Below are 20,166 nucleotides of genomic sequence, written 5' to 3'. Positions count from 1 at the left end.
GCCACCGGGCGGCATTGCCTGTCCCCGCGTCCTTGGCCTATAGAGTCGCCGATTCGAAAATCACCTAGCGGAGGCACCCCGTGGCAGGCCATTCGAAATGGGCGAACATCCAGCACCGAAAGAACCGGCAGGATTCGGTGCGCGCAAAGCTGTTCTCCAAGCTTTCGAAGGAGATCACGGTCGCGGCCAAGATGGGGGACCCCGACCCCGACAAGAACCCGCGGCTGCGGTTGGCCATCAAGGACGCCAAGTCGAACTCGATGCCCAAGGACAATATCGAGCGGGCGATCAAGAAGGCGCAGGGTGGAGAGGGCGACGCCTACGAGGAAATCCGCTACGAGGGCTACGGGCCGAACGGCGTTGCGGTGATCGTCGAGGCGATGACCGACAACCGCAACCGCACCGCGTCCAATGTGCGGTCGACCTTCACCAAGAACGGTGGCAACCTGGGCGAGACGGGCTCGGTCGGGTTCATGTTCGAGCGCAAGGGCGAGATCCGCTATACCCCCGACGCGGGCGATGACGACACGGTGATGATGGCCGCGATCGAGGCCGGCGCCGAGGACGTGGAGAGCTCCGAGGACGGGCATGTCATCCTCTGCGCCGACACCGACCTCAACGACGTGGCCTCGGCGCTGGAAACGCAACTCGGCGAGAGCGAGTCGACGCGGCTGATCTGGCAGCCGACCACCACGACCGAACTCGACCTCGAAGGCATGGAAAAGCTGATGAAGCTGGTGGAGGCACTCGAGGACGACGACGACGTCCAGCGCGTGACCACGAATTTCGAGGCGAGCGACGAGGTGCTCGCCCAGCTCTGAGCCGGGCCGCGGGCGCTCAGGCGGGCTGCGTGGCGGCCGGTGCCGGGCTGCTGGCGACCTGGTTCCGGCCGTTGCGCTTGGCGACGTAAAGCGCGCTGTCCGCCGCCTCGAGCGCCCGTTCGACCCCGTCGGCCCGGTCGACATCTATAAGGGCGCAGCCCAACGACGCGGTCAGCGGCTTGCCGCCCGCGCCGGTGCCCACCGCGCCCGACGGCATGATCCCGACCTCTTCGCAAAGGGCGATTCGCAGAAGCTCTGCCAAGGCCTCGGCCCCCGCGAGGGGCGTGTCGGGCAGGATGAACAGGAATTCCTCGCCGCCCCAGCGCCCCGCGATGTCCGACACCCGGACGCGGCCTGCGAGCAGGGTGGCCGCAGCCTGCAATACCTGGTCGCCCACGCTGTGGCCGAGCCAGTCATTGATCGCCTTGAACCGGTCGAGATCGCACAGAACCAGCGAAACCGGCCGGTCGCTGCGCCGGGCCGCGTGTATCGCGTGGTTCGCCATCATCATGATGCCGCGGCGGTTCGCCAGGCCGGTCAGCGGGTCGATGAAAGAGGCGCGTTCCAATTCGCGCGCCAGCATCCGGCGTTCGTGATCCAGCCGGTCGCGCATGCGGCCGGCCACCAGCACACTGGTGCAGCAGAACAGGATCATCGCCTGAGTATAGACCGCATCCGCCGAGCTTGCGCCATGCGGATCGAACCGGAACACCACAAGCGCCAGCCCCATGGGCACGAGCGCGGCCAGCGCCAGTTCAAGGCGCAACACGCGCGTCAACTGGTCGTCGCGGAACAGCGCGCGCAGCGCCGGGCGCCGGGCCTGGCCGATCTGCGCGGCAAGGACGAGCGGCCCCATGATCAGCATCGTGAAGGGCGAGAGCGCGCCCTGAAGCCGCCCGATTCCCATCGCGAATCCCAAGAACGCCGTCAGGCAGATCATGCCGGCGGTGCCGGCCAGGATCATCGCCGGCCAGGCCGGTCGTCGGCGCCGCAGCGCCAGTGCGCTTGCCAGCGCAAGGATCCCGAGGGCGGAGCTTACATTGGCCGCGGTCGGTTCGGTGCCGGCGGCCAGCAACACCTCGCCCAGCTGTGCGACGGCGCTGCCGGCGGCCAGGGCCACAAGCCCGCGTTCCGCGATGCCGGCGCGGGCGAAGGGGCGCTGCAAGAGAAGGGCCAGCGCGAGGGCCGCAAGCGCGGTGAGCGTCAGGGGGTGAATGCCGGCCTCGCCCGGAAACGGGCGGTACAGGATGGGAATCTCGGCGAGGTGGCCGATCGTGGGGACCGTCGCCAGCAGAAAGGAAAACGACGCCAGTGCCTGCCGAACTAAGGGGGCGGACCGCACCATGACAAAACGCGGCGTGCCATGCAGAATCGCGTCCGCATCGCTTTCGCCCGCCAGCGGTTGCCAGCCCTGCCCCATGGTGTTGTCCTTGTGGCTGAGATCCCCGACCGTCGCGGCGATTATGGCAAACAAGTCCTTAACGCGCAGTTGACGGACCCTGCGCCCCGCTAATCCGGCTGAATGCTGAGACGGCCACGCGACCGGATGCGGATGCGCGGCCAGTCGAGGCTCCGCAGCGCTCCGGCTGTTCGCCCGGTCGCAGACGCGGCGCGGCGGACACGGCCCTTGCAGCCCGGGCCGCGTTGGGCTCAAGTCGCCGCATGGCGGACAGCGCAGACGCATCCCGGGGCCCGCCCCCCATCGTGGGCATCCTTTGGATGCTGCTGACAGGGGCGAATTTCGTCGCCGTGACCGCATTGGTCAAACATGTGGGCGATGCCGTGCCGGCGCCCGAAGCGGCCTTCTTGCGGTATCTGCTCGGCCTCGTCTTCCTCGCGCCGATGCTGCGCCCGCTGTTCCGCGCGGGGCTGAACCGCGCGGCCTTCGTGCTCTACGGCTGGCGCGGGCTCGCCCATGCGCTGGGCGTCATCTGCTGGTTTTACGCGATGACCCGCATCCCGATCGCCGAGGTGACGGCGATGAACTATCTCAACCCGGTCTACGTGACCATCGGCGCGGCGCTCGTCTTCGGCGAACGGCTGGCGCTGCGGCGCATCCTCGCCATCGCGGTGGCCTTCGCGGGCGTTCTGGTGATCCTGCGGCCGGGATTTCGCGAGGTCTCGGACGGACATCTCGCGATGCTGTTCACCGCGCTGTTCTTCGGGGCGTCCTACCTGATGGCCAAGAAGCTCAGCGAGCGCGACAACGCCGCCGTCGTCGTGGCCATGCTGTCGATCTCGGTGACGATCGCACTCGCGCCCTTCGCGTTCGCGGTCTGGGTGACGCCGACGCTCACTCAACTATCGTGGCTTTTCGGCGTCGCGTTCTTCGCGACGGCAGGGCATTTCACGATGACCATGGCGTTTCGCGCCGCACCGCTGACCGTGACCCAGCCGGTCACCTTCCTGCAGCTCGTCTGGGCCACGCTTGTGGGCTGGCTGATGTTCGACGAGGCGGTGGACGGCTGGGTGATCCTCGGCGGCGGGATGATCGTGGGTGCGGTGGTCTTCATCACCTGGCGCGAGGCGGTGCTTCGCCGCCGCGCATCGGCGCCCGCGGCCACGAAACCGTGAACGCGGCTTGCCGCAGCGCGGCGGGCGACTAGAACCCCGCCATGGCCGAAGACGTCGATCTGGAAACGCGCACGGGTCTGCCCGATGCGCTAACGGAACTGGTCCGCGAACATCCGCGCGACCTTTGGCAGAGCCATGCCGCCTTCGACGGCCTGACCCGGTTCTGGCTGGATCGCCACATTCTGTTCCGTCGCCTCCTGGCACAGATCCAGGAGGAGACCCAGGCCATGCTCGACCGCCGCGTCGATCCCGACCGGGCCACCCGCCGCGTGGCGCGATCGGCGCAACTCGTCCTCAGCGAGTTGCACGCCCATCACCGGATCGAGGACAGCGCGTATTTCCCGCGGCTCGAGACGCTCGAACCGCGGCTGACACGGGGATTCTACATCCTGGACCACGATCACCACGCGCTCGACGGCCACCTGACGCGGCTCGCCGAAACGACGAACCGCCTGATCCGCGCCGAGCCGATCGCCCGTCACGCCCGCGCGGGCGACCTCGTGGGCGCGGTGTCGGGCTTCGAACGCCTGCTTGATCGCCACCTCGTCGACGAAGAGGAGCTTGTCGTACCCATTCTCCTCAAGCACGGGCAGGCGCTGGGGGCCTGACCGCACGGGGTTTGATCCGGGTCAAGGACGGGCCGCCTTCGCCCCACCTACCGTGCCCCGAACGCTTAGGGAAAGAGGAGAGGGGTCATGTCGCACACGCCGCACGAGCTGGCCGAAGAGTTCCCCGACAAGTCGGATCTGATCCACAATCTCAAGGAGACCGACGCCCATTTCGCGCGGCTCTTCGACGAGTACCACGAGGTGAACGGCGCGGTGCACCGGGCCGAAACCGATGTCGAGCCGACCGACGACCTGCATCTCACCGAGTTGCGCAAGAAGCGCATGCATCTCAAGGACGAGATCGCGCGTATCCTGAACGAAGCCACGGTCTGAGCCGCAGGGCTCAGCCCTGGGCGGCTGCGCCCGCGTCTTCGGTCTCTTCGGCGGGGCCTTCCACCTCGGCCGCGAAATTGTCGAAAAACTGATCGGCCAGCCGGCGGGCCGTGCCGTGGATCAGCCGCGAGCCGAGTTGGGCGAGCTTGCCGCCGACTTCGGCATGCACGTCGTAGATCAGTTCGGTGCCGCCCTCCTCGGCATCCTCCAGACGCACGTCGGCGCGGCCCTTCGCGAACCCCGCGACGCCACCCTTGCCCTCGCCGGCGATGGTATAGCTCTGCTCCTCCACCAGATCCGAGACGGTGACCCCGCCCTTGAAGGTCGCCTTCACGGGGCCGACCTTCTGCTTGACCACCGCGTCGAACCCGTCCTCGATGCTGCCCTCCAGTTCCTGGCAGCCCGGAATGCAGGCTTGCAGCGTGTCCGGGTCCGTGAGTTTCTCCCACACGGTTGCGCGATCCGCCCCGATAAGGCGGCTTCCGGATAGTTCCATGGGTCTCCTCCCTGTGCTCCCTGACGCTAACTATGGGCAGGAGGAGGCAAACGTCAAAACTATTCCGCGACCTCGTAGGGCAGCACGCCGCGGCGGTTGGCGTCGACGCTGAGCCGTCGTTCCAGCGGCGGCACCGCGCGCTGGTGGCAGTTGCGCCGCTCGCAGATGCGGCACGAGATGCCGATGGGCTCGAACGCGGCGGAATTGCCCAGGTCGAGGTCGTCGGCATAGACCAGCCGGTCGGCGTGTCTCACCTCGCAGCCCAGCCCGATCGCGAAACGGCGCACCGGCGCGCCCCAGGCCCCGCCGGGCTTGGTCACGTCGCATGCGAGGCAGAAATAGCGCACGCCGTCCGGCGTCTCGGCGAGTTGGCGCAGGAACCGGCCCGGCGTCTCGAAGGCGCGATGCACGTTCCAAAGCGGGCAGGCGCCGCCGAAGCGGGCGAATTGCAGATGGGTGGCGGAGTGACGCTTGGTGATGGTGCCGGCCTGGTCCACCCGCACGAAGTAGAACGGCAGGCCCTTGGCGCCCGGGCGTTGCAGCGTGGAAAGGCGGTGGGCCACCTGCTCGACCGAGGCGCCGAAGCGGTCGGCCAGCAGCTCCAGGTCGTGGCGCGTCTCCTGCGCCGCGTCCAGAAAGCGCGTATAGGGCAGCAGCGCCGCGCCGGCGAAGTAGTTGGCCATCCCGATCCGGGCGATATCGCGCGCCTCGGGCGTCTGGAACCGGGCGAGGTCGAGCGTCGCCTCCAGCAGCTGCGATTGCGTGATGAGCGCAAGCTGGTGCAGTAACTGGAAGCGCCGGGTCGGTCCCCGCAGGCGCGCCGACAGGGTCAGGGTCCGGCTCTTCTCGTCATAGTGGCGCAGGCCGGGCATGTCCTGCGTTTTCAGGGTGATGCCGGCCGCCTCCAGGGCGTGGGCCGCGCGCCGCTCGGGGTCGTCATCGCCCGCGGCCTGACGGGCGAACCGCTCGGCCGCGCGGTCCACCGCGTCGATGTAATTGTCGCAATAGTGAAAGAAGTCGCGCACCTCCTCCCAGGGCGAGGGCTGCAGCCCGGCGTCCTCGCGCCCCAGCGCCTCGTCCAGCGAGGCCAGCCGCTCGTGGCTCTGGCGATAGGCGCGGTGCAGTTCGAGGAAGGCACGGGCAAGGGCAGGGGCGTTCGAAGCCGCCAGGCGCAGATCGGCGAGCGGGGGCGTGAGGTCGCCGAAGACCGGGTCGGCCATCGCCTCACGCATGTCCGAGACCAGGCGTTCGGCATCGCCCGAGGACAATTCCGTCACGTCGAAGCCGAATTCCGAGGCCAGCGCCAGAAGCACGGTCGAGGAGATTGGCCGGTTGTTGTTCTCCATCTGGTTCAGGTAGGGCAGCGAGATGCCGAGCTTGCCGGCAAAATCCTTCTGCGTGAGGCCCAGGCGCGTGCGCGTCTCGCGCAGTTTCACGCCGGCATAGAGTTTTCGGGTCGACATGCCATGTTCCGTGGTCTTTGCGGATTAGCCGCGCTGCGCCGTAGTCTTTGCAAAGCTTGGGCGCAAGCGCTGATTCACATCCTCGGCGGGCGCGCGGCGGGCGGCGGTGTTCCGACAAGCGGGCCTTCGCGCAAATCGATCCGGCGCACATAGGCGACCGAGGCGACGGCCGCCGCCGAAGTCGCCAGCATGATCGCCAGCAACGGCCAGGGTCCCGAGCTCGGCACCAGGGCCGCACCGGCCAGTGCCGATAGCCCCGCGCCGCCGCCGATCATGATCGCGCCGCCCAGCCCGCTCGCCGTGCCGGCCAGATGAGGGCGGACCGACAGCATCCCCGCGGTGGCATTGGGCAGCGTCATCCCATTGCCGAGCCCGACCAGCACCATCGAGCCGAAGAACGAAACCGGGTGATCGAGCCCAAGGCCGAACAGCGCCATCGCGAGCAGCGGGCCAAGACAGGCGACGAGCGTGCCGCGGAAGATCATCGTGTTGATGCCGACGCGCACCGAGTAGCGCCCCGAGAGGTAGTTCCCGGCCATGTAGCCAACGGCGACCAGCCCGAAATAGAGGCCCAGCACCGCGGGCGACAGGCCGAGCACCTCCGATCCCACGAAGGGCGCGCCGCCGAGATAGGCGAAGAACGCGCCCGAGGCGCAGCTTGCCGCCAGCGCGTAGCCCCAGAACCGGCGCGAGCGGAAGAGTTCGGGATATTCGCGGAACTGCGCCAGCAGGCTGGTCTCGCGGGGCTGCGCGGTTTCGCCGAGATCGGCCCAGGTCAGCGCCAGCATGCCAAGGCCCAACAGGGCCAGCATCCCGAAGCTGGCTTGCCAGCCGAAGGCCGCGTCCAGAACGCCGCCCACCGCCGGTCCGATCATCGGCACCAGCGCCATCCCCATGGTGACGTAGCCGATCATCGAGGCGGCCTCTGCATCGGGCACCATGTCGCGCACCACCGCCCGGCTCAGCACCATGCCGGTCACCACCACCGCCTGCGCCATGCGGAAAGCCAGGAATACGCCCGCGTTGGGTGCAAAGATGCAGCCGAGCGTGGCGATCAGGAACAGCGCGAGCGAGGCCAGCAGCACCGGGCGCCGCCCGTAGCGGTCCGAGATCGGGCCGATGAACAGTTGCAACACCGCGTTGACCGCGAGGTAAAGCGCCACCGACAGCAGCATCAGCCGGTATTCGGTGTCGAAGTGCGCCGTCATGTTCGGCAGCGACGGCAGAAAGATGTTCATCGACAGCGCCGAAATCCCCGCGAGCAGGATCAGCGTCGCGATATGCGGCGGCGTGGTCCGGTCGAGAAAGCGCAGATCGGGCGAGGATGGCATGGCGTTCCGCTACGCCACTGCGACGCTTTTGTCCATCCGATCAAAATTCTTTCGCTGCAGCCGCGGCCCTGAACGGGGACCCTGTGGTGTCCGACAGTGCCCGCTGCACGGCGCCATCGCTTCGCGGGCACTGCATTTGCGGATTTGCATTATGCAGACGTAAGCCTGCCAATGGTTTGCAAATTAGCCGATATGGGCTTTGAAACTGCCTCTTCTGTCGATAGGTTGCCGCAAATTTCCGCAAGGGACCAGCGCCGATGAAAGACATCCTGCACGAACTCGAGCGCCGCCGCGACATCGCCCGCATGGGTGGCGGCGAGAAACGGATCGACAGCCAGCACGCCAAGGGCAAGCTGACCGCCCGCGAGCGCATCGACCTGCTGCTGGACGAAGGGTCGTTCGAAGAGTTCGACATGTTCGTGGCCCATCGCTGCACCGATTTCGGCATGGAGGAAAACCGCCCCTACGGCGATGGCGTGGTAACCGGCTGGGGCACGATCAACGGCCGGCAGGTCTATGTCTTTTCCCAGGATTTCACCGTTCTGGGCGGCTCGGTCTCGGCCACGCACGCGCAGAAGATCTGCAAGATCATGGACATGGCGATGGAGAACGGCGCGCCCGTCATCGGCATCAACGACTCCGGCGGCGCCCGCATCCAGGAGGGCGTGGACAGCCTTGCCGGTTACGGCGAGGTGTTCCAGCGCAACATCGAGGCAAGCGGTGTCGTGCCCCAGATCAGCGTCATCATGGGGCCGTGCGCGGGTGGTGCGGTCTATTCGCCCGCCATGACCGACTTCATCTTCATGGTGCGCGATTCCTCCTACATGTTCGTCACCGGCCCCGACGTCGTGAAGACCGTGACCAACGAACACGTCACCGCCGAGGAGCTGGGCGGCGCCTCCACGCATACGAAGAAGAGTTCGGTCGCCGACGGCGCCTTCGAGAACGATGTCGAGGCGCTGTACGAGGTGCGCCGTCTCGTCGATTTCCTGCCGCTCAACAACCGCGAGGCGCCCCCGGTGCGCCCGTTCTTCGACAACCCCGAGCGGATCGAGGACAGCCTCGACACGCTGATTCCGGACAATCCCAACGTGCCCTACGACATGAAGGAGCTGATCCTGAAGGTCGCGGACGAGGGGGATTTCTACGAGATCCAGGAGGATTTCGCGAAAAACATCATCACCGGCTTCATCCGGCTGGAAGGGCGCACCGTGGGCGTGGTGGCGAACCAGCCGATGGTGCTGGCCGGCGTTCTTGATATCGACTCGGCGCGCAAGGCCGCCCGCTTCGTGCGGTTCTGCGACTGCTTCGACATCCCGATCCTGACCTTGGTCGACGTGCCGGGCTTCCTGCCCGGCACCAAGCAGGAATACGATGGCGTCATCAAGCATGGCGCGAAGCTGCTCTTCGCCTATGGCGAGGCGACGGTGCCGAAGGTGACGGTGATCACCCGCAAGGCCTATGGCGGGGCCTATGTCGTGATGAGTTCCAAGCACCTGCGCAGCGACATCAACTATGCCTGGCCCACCTCCGAGGTGGCGGTGATGGGCGCCAAGGGGGCGACCGAAATCCTGTATCGCTCGGAACTGGGCGACGCGGAAAAGATCGCCAAGCGCACGGCCGATTACGAGGACCGCTTTGCCAATCCTTTCGTGGCGGCCGAGCGCGGCTTCATCGACGAGGTGATCCAGCCGCGGTCGACCCGCCGCCGGGTTAGCCGCGCCTTCGCCGCGCTGCGCAACAAGAAGCGCCCGATGCCCTGGAAAAAGCACGACAACATTCCGCTCTGAGGGCTGGTCGTTGGCCGTTCACGAGATCGTCGAACTGGATATCGAGGCTGAGGCGCGGGCGTCCGAAATCCGGGCGCTCGACCTGTCGGTCTTTGGCCGGGACGACCTTCTCAACATGCTGCTGCAGCGCTCCGAGGTTCTCTATGACGTGCCCCGCTACGGCAAGGTTATCAAGGCCTGGAGCGCGGGCGACGCGGGCCCGATCGAGGCGCAGATCGACCGCCTGGGCCCCGAAATCGCGCGGCGTGTCGCGGGCGTAATCCGCGCCGAATACCGGGCGCAGCAGGCCGCGCTGGCCAAGATCGCGCCGCGCCGGGTGGCAGATATCGGGTGCGGCTATGCGATGTGGGATCTCTTCGCCCATCGCGACCTCGATTGCGACATCGTCCTGATCGACATCGAAACCAGCGAACATCGCCATTTCGGTTATGCCGAGGAGGGCGCGGCCTATACCAGTCTGGAAACGGCCCGCGCCTTCCTCGTCGCGAATGGCGTGCCAGAAAGCCGGGTGGTCACCGTGAACCCCGCCCGCGATGGCCTGGCGGGCGCCGGAACCGTGGATCTCGCGGTGAGTTTCGTCTCCTGCGGCTTTCACTACCCCGTGGCGACCTACCTCGACTTTTTCCGCGGGCAGGTGGCCGGCGATGGCGCGGTCCTGCTCGATCTTCGGCTGAAGCGTGCCGATGGGCAGGTATGGGACCTTGCGCCGCTGGGGCCGATCGTGACCTTGCCCGGCCACCCGAAGGCGCGGCGCATCCTCTTGCGCAAGGTGGCGGCATGAGATCGGCTGGATGGGGGATCGTGCTGGCGTTTCTCGCCCCCGCCGCTTCTGCGGCGGACGGCATCGACGTGCCCTCGGGCCAGCCCGTCACCTTCTACGATATCGTCACCGACGAACCTGGCCCGGCAGGACTGACGGCGCGTTTCCGCTTCGTTGCACCGCAGATCGCGCGGGCGGGCGGCACCATGCCGTTCGAGCTTGCCGCGGGCGACATGGCGTATCTCTGCGAAAGCTATGCGCTGCCGCGGCTTTCCGATCTGGGTCCGCGTGTCGCGCAGGTCGTGATAACGCTGATGGACGGGCCCGTGACCTTCGGCCAGCCCGACCCGGAGGCGACCCAGTTCTTCGAAGCCTACCGCCCCGAGGGCGGCCGCTGCATCTGGGAGGGGTTCTGACGGTGCGGCAGGCTGTTGCGATGCAGAGCTCAACTTGGCGGAAAGCTGCGCTTTTTCGGGCACAGCCGGGCGCATTCCCGCACGCAGGCCGTGCAATTGCATTTCGTTCGGTTATGATCTGGCAAGGTCGCGGCACAGCGGCCTTGAATCGGACGGGGGACGGGTCGAGGCCCGCCCCAGAACAGAATGGGAGTTTCCGATGTCCAAGAGCATCAAGGCCCTCATGGCCCTGTCGCTGGTGGCGTTCGTCGCAGCCTGCGGCCAGCAAGAAGAAGTCGTCTACGTCGAGCCCGAGCCGATCCCGGCCGAGCCGACCTACGAGAAGTACTGACCGGGGCAAGGGGCGGGCATCGCCCGCCCCCCCTTCCGCTCCGCTCGCATCCGCGCAGGCCCATGGAGGCGCGCGATGCTGAAGCACAGGGGCTTTCCCGGGCGTCTGCCGGGAACCGATTTCCACTTCACGATTCGCCGCTCCAACAAGAAGGGGGCAACGCGCCTTGTCGCGCGCGAGCGCTATGCCGACCGGCGCCCGGCCGACCGGCAGGCGGACGCGGCGTTTCTGGCCGCCCTTTGGGAGCATTTCGGCGAGGCGGCCTTCGTGCGCGGCAATCTCGATGCCGGGCGTCTCTCCTGGCTGTTCGGTCGCGAGGTGGTCGCCGCCGAGGAACCGTTCGATCCCGAAAGCTACGACGCGCTGCTGCGGCTTGATCTGGCCCGCGCCCGCGCGGCCTTTCCCGAGGTCTTCGGCCCGGAGGCATCGGCATGATCTTGCTGATGGCATGCGCGGTTGGGCGGGAATCGGCCAAAATTCACTCGCCTTTGCGTTGTTCGCTTCCCTTTTGCGAAGGATTGGTTAATGGTCGTCTTACGCGCGATGTGGCGACACCCCTACGTCCTCGCGTATTTTACTACCGTTACCCTTCCCCAACCCCCAGGCCTGACCCTTTTTGGGTCAGGCCTATTTCCCGTTCTCGGCGCTCGCGCGCCTTCGCCCATCGCGGCGATTTCACTTCCCGGCCGACCTGCCTCCGGCTAAAAGCTTGCTCAAAGGAAAGCGATCGAGGAGGCAGAGTAGGATGGGCACTCTCAAATTCGCATTGGCACTGGTGGTGGTCGGTGCGCTGTCGGCCTGCAACATGTCGCGGGACAGCGAGCGGGCGCTTGCCGGTGCGGTGGGCGGCGCCGTGGTGGCCGACGTGCTCGACGGCAACGTTGCGGCCGGGGCGGCCGTGGGCGCCGCGGCGGGCGCGCTGTGCGACGACGCGGGCGTGTGCAACTGATCTGAACCGGCGGGCCCGGCGGCCCGCCCGCGTTCGACCTGACAGGGTCACCGGGGCTGTCCGCCCCGGTGACCCTTCGTTTTCGGAGCGCCGGGGCGGTCACGCCCCGGCCCAAGGCTGGAAGGGACAGAAATGTTCAACAAGATCCTGATCGCGAACCGGGGCGAGATTGCCTGCCGGGTCATCAAGACCGCCCGCAAGATGGGTATCGAGACGGTGGCCGTCTATTCTGACGCCGACCGGCACGCGCTGCACGTCGCCATGGCCGACGAGGCGATCCTTATCGGCCCGCCGCCCGCGAACCAGTCCTACATCGTGATCGACAAGATCATGGAGGCGATCCGCCAGAGCGGGGCCCGGGCGGTCCATCCCGGCTACGGCTTCCTGTCCGAGAACAAGAATTTCGCCGAGGCGCTCGACAAGGCGGGCGTCACCTTCATCGGCCCGCCGGCCAATGCCATCGAGGCGATGGGCGACAAGATCACCTCCAAGAAGATCGCGCAGGAGGCCGGTGTGTCGACCGTGCCCGGTTACATGGGGCTGATCGACGATGCCGAGGAAGCCGTGAAGATTTCCCGCGAGATCGGCTACCCGGTGATGATCAAGGCCTCTGCGGGCGGTGGCGGCAAGGGCATGCGCGTCGCCTGGACCGACGAGGAGGCGCGCGAGGGCTTCCAGTCCTCCAAGAACGAGGCGGCGTCCTCCTTCGGCGACGACCGGATCTTCATCGAGAAATTCGTGACGCAACCGCGGCATATCGAGATCCAGGTGCTGGCCGACACCCACGGCAACTGCATCTACCTGGGCGAGCGGGAATGCTCGATCCAGCGCCGCAACCAGAAAGTCATCGAGGAGGCGCCCAGCCCCTTCCTCGACGAAGCGACGCGCAAGGCGATGGGGGAACAGGCCTGCGCGCTCGCCAAGGCGGTGGGCTATGCCAGCGCCGGCACGGTCGAGTTCATCGTCGACGGCGACAAGAATTTCTACTTCCTTGAAATGAACACCCGCCTGCAGGTGGAACACCCGGTGACCGAGTTGATCACCGGCATCGACCTCGTCGAACAGATGGTCCGCGTGGCCGCGGGCGAAAAGCTGTCGATCGCTCAGGACGACGTGAAGCTGAACGGTTGGGCGATGGAAAGCCGGCTCTACGCCGAGGACCCTTACCGCAACTTCCTGCCCTCCATCGGCCGGCTGACGCGTTATCGCCCGCCGGCCGAATCCGCGCACGAGGCGGCGGTCGTGCGCAACGATACCGGCGTCTACGAGGGCGGCGAGATCAGCATGTATTACGACCCGATGATCGCCAAGCTCTGCACCTGGGCACCGACCCGCGCGCAGGCGATCGAGGAGATGCGCACCGCGCTGGATGCGTTCGAGGTCGAGGGGATCGGCCACAACCTTCCGTTCCTGTCGGCGGTTATGGACCACCCGAAATTCTGCGCGGGCGAAATGACGACGGCCTTCATCGCCGAGGAATATCCCGAGGGCTTCGAGGGCGTGACCCTGCCGCGCGAGGAATTGCGGGGGGTCGCGGCCGCGGCCGCCGCGATGTTCCGCGTGGCCGAGATTCGCCGCGCCCGCATCTCGGGCACCATGGACAACCACGAGCGCACCGTCGGCACCGATTGGGTCGTGGTCGCCCAGGGCGAGAGCTTTGCGCTGACCATCGAGGCCGACCGGCAGGGCTCCACCATTCGCTTCGCCGAGGGGGATACGCATCGCGTCGCCTCGGACTGGACGCCGGGACAAAGCCTCGCGCGGATCGAGATCGACGGCGAACCGCTTGTTCTGAAGGTCGGCAAGGCGCCCAACGGCTACCGCATCCGCACCCGCGGCGCCGATCTCAAGGTCGCGGTCTACACGCCGCGGCAGGCGGAACTGGCCGCCCTGATGCCCGAGAAGCTGCCGCCGGACACCTCGAAGATGCTGCTCTGTCCGATGCCGGGCCTGATCGTGAAGATCGACGTCGAGGAGGGGCAGGAGGTGCAGGAGGGCCAGGCGCTCTGCACCGTCGAGGCGATGAAGATGGAGAACATCCTGCGCGCCGAGCGCAAGGGCGTCGTGACCAAGGTGAACGCCGGCCCCGGCGACAGCCTCGCCGTCGACGACGTCATCATGGAGTTCGAATGATCCGCGCTGAGGCCCCCGGTGCGCGACACGGCGACCTGTGCGGCGCCGCGGGGCCTCAGCCCGGCGCGGCCCGACGGTCGCGGATTTCCTGCTGGCGCAGGGGGAACTTGTCGATCGAGCGGGAAATCTCGCGCACGTCCCACGGGACGGGCTTGCGAAGCTTGACGCCCCCGTCCTTGCCGATCAGCACAAGCATGAAGCCGCGCGGGCGCAGCCGTTGGCGCAACCCGCTTTGCGACGCGGGGTCGGTGTCGGTAATCACCACGACGTCGCGTTCGGCAAGCTCGTCCATGCGGTCCAGGATCAGGTCCATCTGCTGGCGGTATCGCGGGTCGGCGGGGCTGTCGGCGAAGACGACCACCGGCCGCGCGAGCCAGTGGAAGTCGGAGATCGAGATGTCCCTGGCGTCCAGGATGACATTGTGGTCCGCCTCCCATCGGGCGAGCGGCGAGGCGTCCTCCACCGCCTCGGACGAGCCGGCGAAAGGCATGAGCGCGGCGAGCGCAAGGATCGCGAGACGTTTTTTCATCAACCCTCCTGTCGCGTCAGATATAGGCGGGCTCGGGCGGAAAGCGAAGCATGAACCGGGCCGCGCGGCGGCCGGGTGAGACGAGAAGGAAACACGCGATGACGGACAACACCGCACGCTGGGCCGAGATGGCCGAAAAGGAGTTGAAGGGCCGCAGCCCCGAGGACCTGACCTGGGAGACGCCCGAGGGCATCAAGGTCAAGCCCCTTTACACCGACGAGGATGTCGCGGAACTGGACCATCTGGGCTCCATCCCCGGCGAGGCGCCCTTCGTGCGCGGGCCGCGCGCGACGATGTATGCCGGGCGGCCCTGGACGATCCGGCAATACGCGGGGTTCTCCACGGCCGAGGAATCGAACGCCTTCTACCGCAAGGCACTGGCGGCAGGGCAGCAGGGCGTGTCTGTCGCCTTCGACCTTGCCACCCATCGCGGCTATGACAGCGACCACCCGCGCGTCGTCGGCGATGTGGGCAAGGCGGGCGTCGCCATCGATTCGGTCGAGGACATGAAGATCCTGTTCGACGGCATCCCGCTCGACCAGGTCTCGGTCTCGATGACGATGAACGGCGCGGTGATCCCGGTGCTGGCGAGCTTCATCGTTGCGGGCGAGGAGCAGGGCGTCGACCGCAAGCAGCTGTCGGGGACCATACAGAACGACATCCTCAAGGAGTTCATGGTCCGCAACACCTATATCTACCCGCCCGAACCCTCGATGCGGATCGTGTCGGACATCATCGAATACACCTCGACCGACATGCCGCGGTTCAACTCGATCTCGATCTCCGGCTACCACATGCAGGAGGCCGGCGCGAACCTGGTGCAGGAGCTCGCCTTCACCCTGGCCGACGGCAAGGAATACGTGAAGGCCGCGATCGGGCGCGGGCTCGACGTCGATGCCTTCGCCGGGCGGCTGTCGTTCTTCTTCGCCATCGGCACCAATTTCTTCATGGAGATCGCCAAGCTGCGGGCGGCCCGGCTGCTGTGGCACCGGATCATGTCGGAGTTCGAGCCGAAGAACCCCAAGTCGCTGATGCTGCGCACCCACTGCCAGACCAGCGGTGTAAGCCTGGCCGAACAGGACCCCTACAACAACGTGGTCCGCACCGCCTACGAGGCGATGAGCGCCGTCCTCGGCGGCACCCAGTCGCTGCACACGAACGCCTTCGACGAGGCGATCGCGCTGCCCACCGAGTTCTCGGCCCGGATCGCGCGCAACACCCAGCTGATCCTGCAGAACGAGACCAAGGTGACCAAGGTCGTCGATCCGCTGGCCGGCTCCTACTATGTCGAGAAGCTGACCGCCGACCTGGCCGAGGCGGCGTGGGAGTTGATCGAGGAGGTCGATCAGATGGGGGGCATGACCAAGGCCGTCGCCTCGGGCATGCCCAAGCTCCGGATCGAGGAGGCTGCCGCCAAGTGGCAGGCCGCGGTCGACCGCGGCGACGAGGTGATCGTCGGCGTCAACAAGTGGCGGCCCGACGAGGAGCAGGAGATCGACATCCTCAATGTCGACAACGTCAAGGTCCGCGAGTCCCAGGTCGCGCGGATCGAGAAGGTGCGCGGCGCGCGTGACCAGGCGGCTTGCGACGCCGCACTGGCCGATCTTGAACAGGCCGCGACCAGCGGCGAGGGCAACCTGCTGCGTCTCGCGGTCGAGGCGGCCCGGGCGCGCGCCACGGTGGGAGAGATCAGCATGGCGATGGAAAAGGCATTCGGGCGGCACAGTGCCGAGGTCAAGACGCTGTCGGGCGTCTACGGCGCAGCCTATGAGGGCGACGACGGCTTTGCCGCGATCCAGAAATCGGTCGAGGACTTCGCCGAGGCGGAAGGCCGCCGGCCCCGGATGCTGGTGGTCAAGATGGGCCAGGACGGGCATGATCGCGGCGCGAAGGTGATCGCCACCGCCTTTGCCGATATCGGCTTCGACGTGGATGTCGGGCCGCTGTTCCAGACGCCGGAAGAGGCCGCCCAGGACGCCGTCGACAACGACGTGCATGTGGTGGGGATCTCCAGCCAGGCCGCGGGCCACAAGACGCTGGCGCCGAAGCTGATCGAGACGCTGAAGGCGCACGGGGCCGAGGACATCATCGTGATCTGCGGCGGGGTCATTCCGCAACAGGACTACGCGTTCCTGAAAGACGCGGGCGTCAAGGCCATCTTCGGGCCAGGCACCAACATCCCTGCGGCCGCGAACGATATCCTGCGTCTGATCCGCGAGGCGCGGGGCTGAAATCCGCCTCCCCCCCCCGGGGCGCGCCGCGCGTGGCCGGGGGCCTGGATCGGCCGCGGATCGGGGATTGCGTTCGCGCCGGCTTCCGGCTTCTCTGGCGCCGAATTCCCGCGGACCGGAGGCGCGCGATGCTGACGCTGGACCACCTGGCGGTTTCTGCCGAGACGCTCGAGGCCGGCGTGGCCGCCGTCGAGGAGCGGCTCGGCACACGGCTTGCGCCCGGCGGCCGGCACGCGGCGATGGGCACCCATAACCGGCTGCTTGGCCTCGGCCCGGGCTGCTACCTGGAGGTGATCGCGATCGACCCCGAGGCGGCGCCCCCCGGCCGGCCGCGCTGGTTCGACCTCGACCGGTTCGCGGGCCCGCCGCGGCTGACCAACTGGGTCGCGCGCTGCGACGACCTGAGCGCCGCGCTGGCCCGCGCGCCGCGCGGCACGGGCACGCCGATGGCGCTGGCGCGGGGCGCGCTGCGCTGGCAGATGGCCGTGCCGGAAGACGGACGGCTCCCCTACAACGGCGCCTTCCCCGCGCTGATCGCCTGGGAGGGAGCGGGGCACCCCGCGGCGATGCTCCCCGAAAGCGGCTGCCGCCTTCGGCGCCTCGAACTGACCCATCCCGATGCCGAGAACCTCGGCGTCGCGCTGTCGGGCCTGATCGAGGACGCGCGGATCGGCGTTCGACCCGGCCCGGCCCCCGCGCTCCGCGCGGTGATCGACACGCCCTCGGGCGAGGCGGTTCTGGAATGACGGTCCGCCCGGCCGTCGCGGCGGATGCGCCCGCCATCGCCGCGATCTGGAATCCGGTCATCCGCGACAGCCTTGTCACCTTCAACCCGGTCGAGAAGACGCCGGACGAGGTCGCCGCGCTGATCGAGACCCGCCAGGCCGCGGGCCACGGCTTCCTCGTCGGCCTGCAGGGCGCGGATGTCGCCGGGTTCGCCGCCTACGGCCAGTTCCGCGCCGGGGCCGGGTACGCCCACACGATGGAGCACACGATCCTGCTGGCGCCCGGTGCGCGGGGGCGGGGCCTTGGCCGCGCGCTCATGCAGGCGGTCGAGGCCCACGCCGCCGCCGGCGGCGCGCATTCCATGATCGCCGACGTCAGCGCCGCCAACCCCGGCGGCATCGCCTTCCACGCGCGGCTCGGCTATCTCCGGATCGCCCGGCTTCCGCAGGTCGGCCGCAAGGCGGGGCACTGGCTGGACCTGGTGCTGATGCAGAAGCGGCTGGACGCCGCGCCTGACTTTCCCGGGCCCGCGGGATAGTCTCCGCCCATGTCGCTCTGGTCCCGCATCGCCGACGCCGTCTCGGCCCTTTCCAAGGGGGAAAGCCTCGCCACGGTCTTCGACCGGCTGCGCACGCCCCCCGAGCGGACGGTGGCCTTCACCATCGCGGTGATCGCGCTCGGCGCGAAGATGGCCAAGGCCGACGGCCGCGTGACCCGCGACGAGGTGGCCGCCTTCCGCGAGGTCTTCACCATCCCGCCCGCCGAGGAGGCCAATGCCGCACGCGTCTTCAACCTCGCGCGCCAGGACGTGGCGGGGTTCGAAGACTACGCCCGCCGCATCGCCCGGATGTTTCGCGGCGACGATGCCCCGCTCTGCGACCTGATGGAGGGGCTGTTCTTCATCGCGGTGGCCGACGGCGCCTACCATCCCGAGGAAGATGCCTTCCTGTCGCGTGTGGGCGAGATCTTCGGCCTGACGGCGCAGCAGTTCCGCACCCTGCGCGCGCGCTTCGTGACCGATGCCGTCCCCGACCCCTATGCCGTGCTCGGCGTCGCGCCCGATGCCGACCTGGAGCAGATCCGCAAGGCCTGGCGCGCCGAGGTGCGCGAGAGCCATCCCGACCGGATGGCCGCCCGCGGCGTCCCCGAAGAGGCGGTCAAGCTGGCCGAGAAGCGCCTGATCGCGGTCAACGCCGCCTGGGAGGCGATCCTCTCCGAGCGCCGCGCATGAGGATCGCGACCTACAATGTCGAATGGTTCAACGCCCTGTTCGACGACGAGGGCGCGCTGCTCGACGACGAGGCGCCCTCGGGCCGGCACGGCGTCCCGCGCCATCGGCAGATCGCCGCGCTGGGCATCGTCTTCACCGCGCTCGACGCCGATGCGGTTCTGGTCGTCGAGGCGCCCGACCATAACGGGCGGCGTGCCACCGTGCCGGCGCTGGAGAGTTTCGCCCGGGTGATGGACCTGCGCGCGCGCCGCGCCATCGTGGGCTTTCCGAACGACACCCAGCAGGAGATCGCGCTGCTTTACGACCCCGACCGGCTGAGCGTGCGCCACGATCCGCGCGGGGAACCGACCGGCAAGAAGGGGGCCAGCGACGCGCCGCGCTTCGACGGGGTGTTCCGGTGGGATGTCGACGTGGACAGCGCGCCGGAACTCATCCGGTTTTCCAAGCCGCCGCTGGAGCTTGCGGGCGAGACCGCCGGCGGCGCCGCCTTCCGTATGATCGGCGTGCACGTCAAGTCCAAGGCGCCCCACGGCGCCGAGACGCCCGACGAGGTCATGCGCGTCGCCATCGCCAACCGGCGCAAGCAGCTTGCCCAGTGCATCTGGCTGCGCCAGCGCATCGAGGCGCACCTGGACGCGGGCGAGCCGCTTGTCGTGCTGGGAGACCTCAACGACGGTCCCGGCCTCGACGAGTACGAGGAACTTTTCGGCCGCTCCGGGGTCGAGATCGTGCTGGGCCTGGACGGTCCCGCGCCGCTGCGCCTGCACGACCCGCATGCCCGGCAGGCGCTTCAGGGCCGTCTTCCCGCGCAGCCCGCCACGGCGCGGTTCTACATCCCCGCCGAAGGCCGCTATCTCTCGGCGCTGCTCGACTACGTGATGGTGTCGCCGGATCTGCGCGCGCGGCGGCCCCGGTGGCGCATCTGGCACCCGTTCGACGATCCCGGGCTCTACCGCGTGCCCGAACTGCGCGAGGCGCTGCTGACCGCGTCCGACCATTTCCCGGTCAGCCTCGATATCGATCTCTAGGTTCCATTCGGGCGCTCGCGGCCCTATACTTGCCCAATGATCCGACGCGCTGCCCTCTGCCTTGCGCTGGCCCTTGCCGCCACGCCGCTGCCCGCCCAGGACGACGGGCCGGACACCGGGCGCGAGGGCGAGATGCGCGAAGGGATGGAGTTGTTGGGCGAGGGGATGCGGCTGTTCTTTCGCGGGCTCGGCGAAGAGCTGGAACCCGCGCTGAGGGAACTGGCCGAGAACATGGAGCCCGCGCTCAAGCGGCTGATGCAGATCGTCGACGATTTCGACGCCTACGAGATGCCCGAGCGGCTGCCCAACGGCGACATCATCATCCGCCGCAAACCCGACGCGCCCGCCCCGGAACCGCTGCCCGAGGGCGAGGTCGAGATCTGAACGCGGGGCCGTCCCGAACGTCGGGGGGGCGC

22 protein-coding genes are annotated in these 20,166 nt (G+C 68.0%); 17 read left to right on the top strand and 5 right to left on the bottom strand.

From position 1 onward, the window contains the following. Positions 1-80: 80 nt before the first annotated feature. Positions 81-821: a YebC/PmpR family DNA-binding transcriptional regulator gene (locus tag BUR28_RS06925; RefSeq protein ID WP_074219458.1), complete on the top strand. Its 741-nt coding sequence runs from the start codon at positions 81-83 to the stop codon at positions 819-821. A 16-nt stretch (positions 822-837) separates the two neighbouring features. Here the strand turns inward: BUR28_RS06925 and BUR28_RS06920 are convergent, their stop codons facing one another. Continuing rightward, positions 838-2,295: a GGDEF domain-containing protein gene (locus BUR28_RS06920; RefSeq protein ID WP_074219457.1), complete on the bottom strand. Its 1,458-nt coding sequence runs from the start codon at positions 2,293-2,295 to the stop codon at positions 838-840. Positions 2,296-2,483: 188 nt separating this feature from the next. On the opposite strand from BUR28_RS06920, the gene BUR28_RS06915 reads away from it, so the two are divergent. From BUR28_RS06915 to BUR28_RS06905, 3 genes are all read left to right on the top strand, one after another. Next, complete coding sequence (locus BUR28_RS06915) at positions 2,484-3,395, top strand: DMT family transporter (protein ID WP_074219456.1); 912 nt, start codon at positions 2,484-2,486, stop codon at positions 3,393-3,395. Between the two features lie 41 nt (positions 3,396-3,436). Continuing rightward, on the top strand, positions 3,437-4,003 hold the full coding sequence (locus BUR28_RS06910; protein ID WP_074219455.1) for a hemerythrin domain-containing protein: 567 nt from the start codon (positions 3,437-3,439) through the stop codon (positions 4,001-4,003). Positions 4,004-4,090: 87 nt separating this feature from the next. Next, positions 4,091-4,336 carry a YdcH family protein gene (locus BUR28_RS06905; protein ID WP_074219454.1) on the top strand — a complete coding sequence of 82 codons (246 nt, stop codon included), beginning with the start codon at positions 4,091-4,093 and terminating at the stop codon, positions 4,334-4,336. A gap of 10 nt (positions 4,337-4,346) precedes the next feature. Here the strand turns inward: BUR28_RS06905 and BUR28_RS06900 are convergent, their stop codons facing one another. From BUR28_RS06900 to BUR28_RS06890, 3 genes are all read right to left on the bottom strand, one after another. Continuing rightward, entirely contained in the window at positions 4,347-4,832 is a 486-nt protein-coding gene (locus BUR28_RS06900; protein ID WP_074219453.1) for a CoxG family protein, read from the bottom strand. A 59-nt stretch (positions 4,833-4,891) separates the two neighbouring features. Then, on the bottom strand, positions 4,892-6,295 hold the full coding sequence (locus BUR28_RS06895) for a helix-turn-helix domain-containing protein (protein ID WP_074219452.1): 1,404 nt from the start codon (positions 6,293-6,295) through the stop codon (positions 4,892-4,894). 74 nt (positions 6,296-6,369) lie between these two features. Then, the gene (locus BUR28_RS06890) at positions 6,370-7,626 is read right to left on the bottom strand and encodes a multidrug effflux MFS transporter (protein WP_074219451.1); all 1,257 of its coding nucleotides are present in this window, start codon (positions 7,624-7,626) and stop codon (positions 6,370-6,372) included. A gap of 257 nt (positions 7,627-7,883) precedes the next feature. Between BUR28_RS06890 and BUR28_RS06885 the strand changes: the two genes are divergently transcribed. The 7 genes from BUR28_RS06885 to BUR28_RS06860 all read left to right on the top strand — a co-directional run bounded on the left by BUR28_RS06885 (position 7,884) and on the right by BUR28_RS06860 (position 14,005). Next, a complete protein-coding gene (locus tag BUR28_RS06885; protein ID WP_074219450.1) occupies positions 7,884-9,416 on the top strand; it encodes an acyl-CoA carboxylase subunit beta in 1,533 nt (510 codons plus the stop codon). Positions 9,417-9,426: 10 nt separating this feature from the next. Further along, a complete protein-coding gene (locus BUR28_RS06880) occupies positions 9,427-10,197 on the top strand; it encodes a class I SAM-dependent methyltransferase (RefSeq protein WP_139307511.1) in 771 nt (256 codons plus the stop codon). Then, positions 10,194-10,592 (top strand): DUF6497 family protein, encoded by a 399-nt coding sequence (locus BUR28_RS06875; RefSeq protein ID WP_074219449.1) that lies wholly within the window; start codon positions 10,194-10,196, stop codon positions 10,590-10,592. Before BUR28_RS06880 ends, BUR28_RS06875 begins: the two co-directional genes overlap by 4 nt. Positions 10,593-10,791: 199 nt before the next feature. Next, the gene (locus tag BUR28_RS20695; protein WP_256370877.1) at positions 10,792-10,923 is read left to right on the top strand and encodes a hypothetical protein; all 132 of its coding nucleotides are present in this window, start codon (positions 10,792-10,794) and stop codon (positions 10,921-10,923) included. A 75-nt stretch (positions 10,924-10,998) separates the two neighbouring features. Continuing rightward, entirely contained in the window at positions 10,999-11,358 is a 360-nt protein-coding gene (locus tag BUR28_RS06870; RefSeq protein WP_074219448.1) for a hypothetical protein, read from the top strand. Positions 11,359-11,668: 310 nt separating this feature from the next. Continuing rightward, complete coding sequence (locus tag BUR28_RS06865; RefSeq protein ID WP_074219447.1) at positions 11,669-11,872, top strand: hypothetical protein; 204 nt, start codon at positions 11,669-11,671, stop codon at positions 11,870-11,872. A gap of 132 nt (positions 11,873-12,004) precedes the next feature. Beyond that, complete coding sequence (locus BUR28_RS06860) at positions 12,005-14,005, top strand: acetyl-CoA carboxylase biotin carboxylase subunit (protein WP_074219446.1); 2,001 nt, start codon at positions 12,005-12,007, stop codon at positions 14,003-14,005. 55 nt (positions 14,006-14,060) lie between these two features. On the opposite strand, the gene BUR28_RS06855 is transcribed toward BUR28_RS06860, so the two are convergent. Beyond that, positions 14,061-14,534: a DUF4174 domain-containing protein gene (locus tag BUR28_RS06855; protein WP_074219445.1), complete on the bottom strand. Its 474-nt coding sequence runs from the start codon at positions 14,532-14,534 to the stop codon at positions 14,061-14,063. 98 nt (positions 14,535-14,632) lie between these two features. Between BUR28_RS06855 and scpA the strand changes: the two genes are divergently transcribed. From scpA to BUR28_RS06825, 6 genes are all read left to right on the top strand, one after another. After that, complete coding sequence (gene scpA / locus BUR28_RS06850) at positions 14,633-16,765, top strand: methylmalonyl-CoA mutase (RefSeq protein WP_074219444.1); 2,133 nt, start codon at positions 14,633-14,635, stop codon at positions 16,763-16,765. A 128-nt stretch (positions 16,766-16,893) separates the two neighbouring features. Beyond that, on the top strand, positions 16,894-17,511 hold the full coding sequence (locus BUR28_RS06845) for a VOC family protein (RefSeq protein WP_074219443.1): 618 nt from the start codon (positions 16,894-16,896) through the stop codon (positions 17,509-17,511). Next, positions 17,508-18,029 carry a GNAT family N-acetyltransferase gene (locus BUR28_RS06840; protein ID WP_074219442.1) on the top strand — a complete coding sequence of 174 codons (522 nt, stop codon included), beginning with the start codon at positions 17,508-17,510 and terminating at the stop codon, positions 18,027-18,029. Before BUR28_RS06845 ends, BUR28_RS06840 begins: the two co-directional genes overlap by 4 nt. 9 nt (positions 18,030-18,038) lie before the next feature. Continuing rightward, a complete protein-coding gene (locus BUR28_RS06835) occupies positions 18,039-18,722 on the top strand; it encodes a molecular chaperone DjiA (RefSeq protein ID WP_074219441.1) in 684 nt (227 codons plus the stop codon). Further along, entirely contained in the window at positions 18,719-19,750 is a 1,032-nt protein-coding gene (locus BUR28_RS06830; protein ID WP_074219440.1) for an endonuclease/exonuclease/phosphatase family protein, read from the top strand. The genes BUR28_RS06835 and BUR28_RS06830 overlap by 4 nt, the downstream gene beginning before the upstream one ends. A gap of 36 nt (positions 19,751-19,786) precedes the next feature. Next, complete coding sequence (locus BUR28_RS06825; protein ID WP_139307510.1) at positions 19,787-20,134, top strand: AAA+ family ATPase; 348 nt, start codon at positions 19,787-19,789, stop codon at positions 20,132-20,134. The last annotated feature ends 32 nt before the right edge of the window (positions 20,135-20,166 follow it).

The sequence above is a fragment of the Rhodovulum sp. ES.010 genome (genome assembly GCF_900142935.1).
Taxonomy (GTDB): Bacteria; Pseudomonadota; Alphaproteobacteria; order Rhodobacterales; family Rhodobacteraceae; genus Rhodovulum.
Note: the sequence above shows the minus strand (reverse complement) of the source record. Positions and strands in the feature narration are given on the sequence as shown.

Coding starts and splice junctions, on each gene's coding strand:
- BUR28_RS06915 (WP_074219456.1), top strand. CDS start 2,484: ATGGCGGACAGCGCAGACGCATCCCGGGGCCCGCCCCCCATCGTGGGC.
- BUR28_RS06910 (WP_074219455.1), top strand. CDS start 3,437: ATGGCCGAAGACGTCGATCTGGAAACGCGCACGGGTCTGCCCGATGCG.
- BUR28_RS06905 (WP_074219454.1), top strand. CDS start 4,091: ATGTCGCACACGCCGCACGAGCTGGCCGAAGAGTTCCCCGACAAGTCG.
- BUR28_RS06900 (WP_074219453.1), bottom strand. CDS start 4,832: ATGGAACTATCCGGAAGCCGCCTTATCGGGGCGGATCGCGCAACCGTG.
- BUR28_RS06895 (WP_074219452.1), bottom strand. CDS start 6,295: ATGTCGACCCGAAAACTCTATGCCGGCGTGAAACTGCGCGAGACGCGC.
- BUR28_RS06890 (WP_074219451.1), bottom strand. CDS start 7,626: ATGCCATCCTCGCCCGATCTGCGCTTTCTCGACCGGACCACGCCGCCG.
- BUR28_RS06885 (WP_074219450.1), top strand. CDS start 7,884: ATGAAAGACATCCTGCACGAACTCGAGCGCCGCCGCGACATCGCCCGC.
- BUR28_RS06875 (WP_074219449.1), top strand. CDS start 10,194: ATGAGATCGGCTGGATGGGGGATCGTGCTGGCGTTTCTCGCCCCCGCC.
- BUR28_RS20695 (WP_256370877.1), top strand. CDS start 10,792: ATGTCCAAGAGCATCAAGGCCCTCATGGCCCTGTCGCTGGTGGCGTTC.
- BUR28_RS06870 (WP_074219448.1), top strand. CDS start 10,999: ATGCTGAAGCACAGGGGCTTTCCCGGGCGTCTGCCGGGAACCGATTTC.
- BUR28_RS06865 (WP_074219447.1), top strand. CDS start 11,669: ATGGGCACTCTCAAATTCGCATTGGCACTGGTGGTGGTCGGTGCGCTG.
- BUR28_RS06860 (WP_074219446.1), top strand. CDS start 12,005: ATGTTCAACAAGATCCTGATCGCGAACCGGGGCGAGATTGCCTGCCGG.
- BUR28_RS06855 (WP_074219445.1), bottom strand. CDS start 14,534: ATGAAAAAACGTCTCGCGATCCTTGCGCTCGCCGCGCTCATGCCTTTC.
- scpA (WP_074219444.1), top strand. CDS start 14,633: ATGACGGACAACACCGCACGCTGGGCCGAGATGGCCGAAAAGGAGTTG.
- BUR28_RS06845 (WP_074219443.1), top strand. CDS start 16,894: ATGCTGACGCTGGACCACCTGGCGGTTTCTGCCGAGACGCTCGAGGCC.
- BUR28_RS06840 (WP_074219442.1), top strand. CDS start 17,508: ATGACGGTCCGCCCGGCCGTCGCGGCGGATGCGCCCGCCATCGCCGCG.
- BUR28_RS06835 (WP_074219441.1), top strand. CDS start 18,039: ATGTCGCTCTGGTCCCGCATCGCCGACGCCGTCTCGGCCCTTTCCAAG.
- BUR28_RS06830 (WP_074219440.1), top strand. CDS start 18,719: ATGAGGATCGCGACCTACAATGTCGAATGGTTCAACGCCCTGTTCGAC.
- BUR28_RS06825 (WP_139307510.1), top strand. CDS start 19,787: ATGATCCGACGCGCTGCCCTCTGCCTTGCGCTGGCCCTTGCCGCCACG.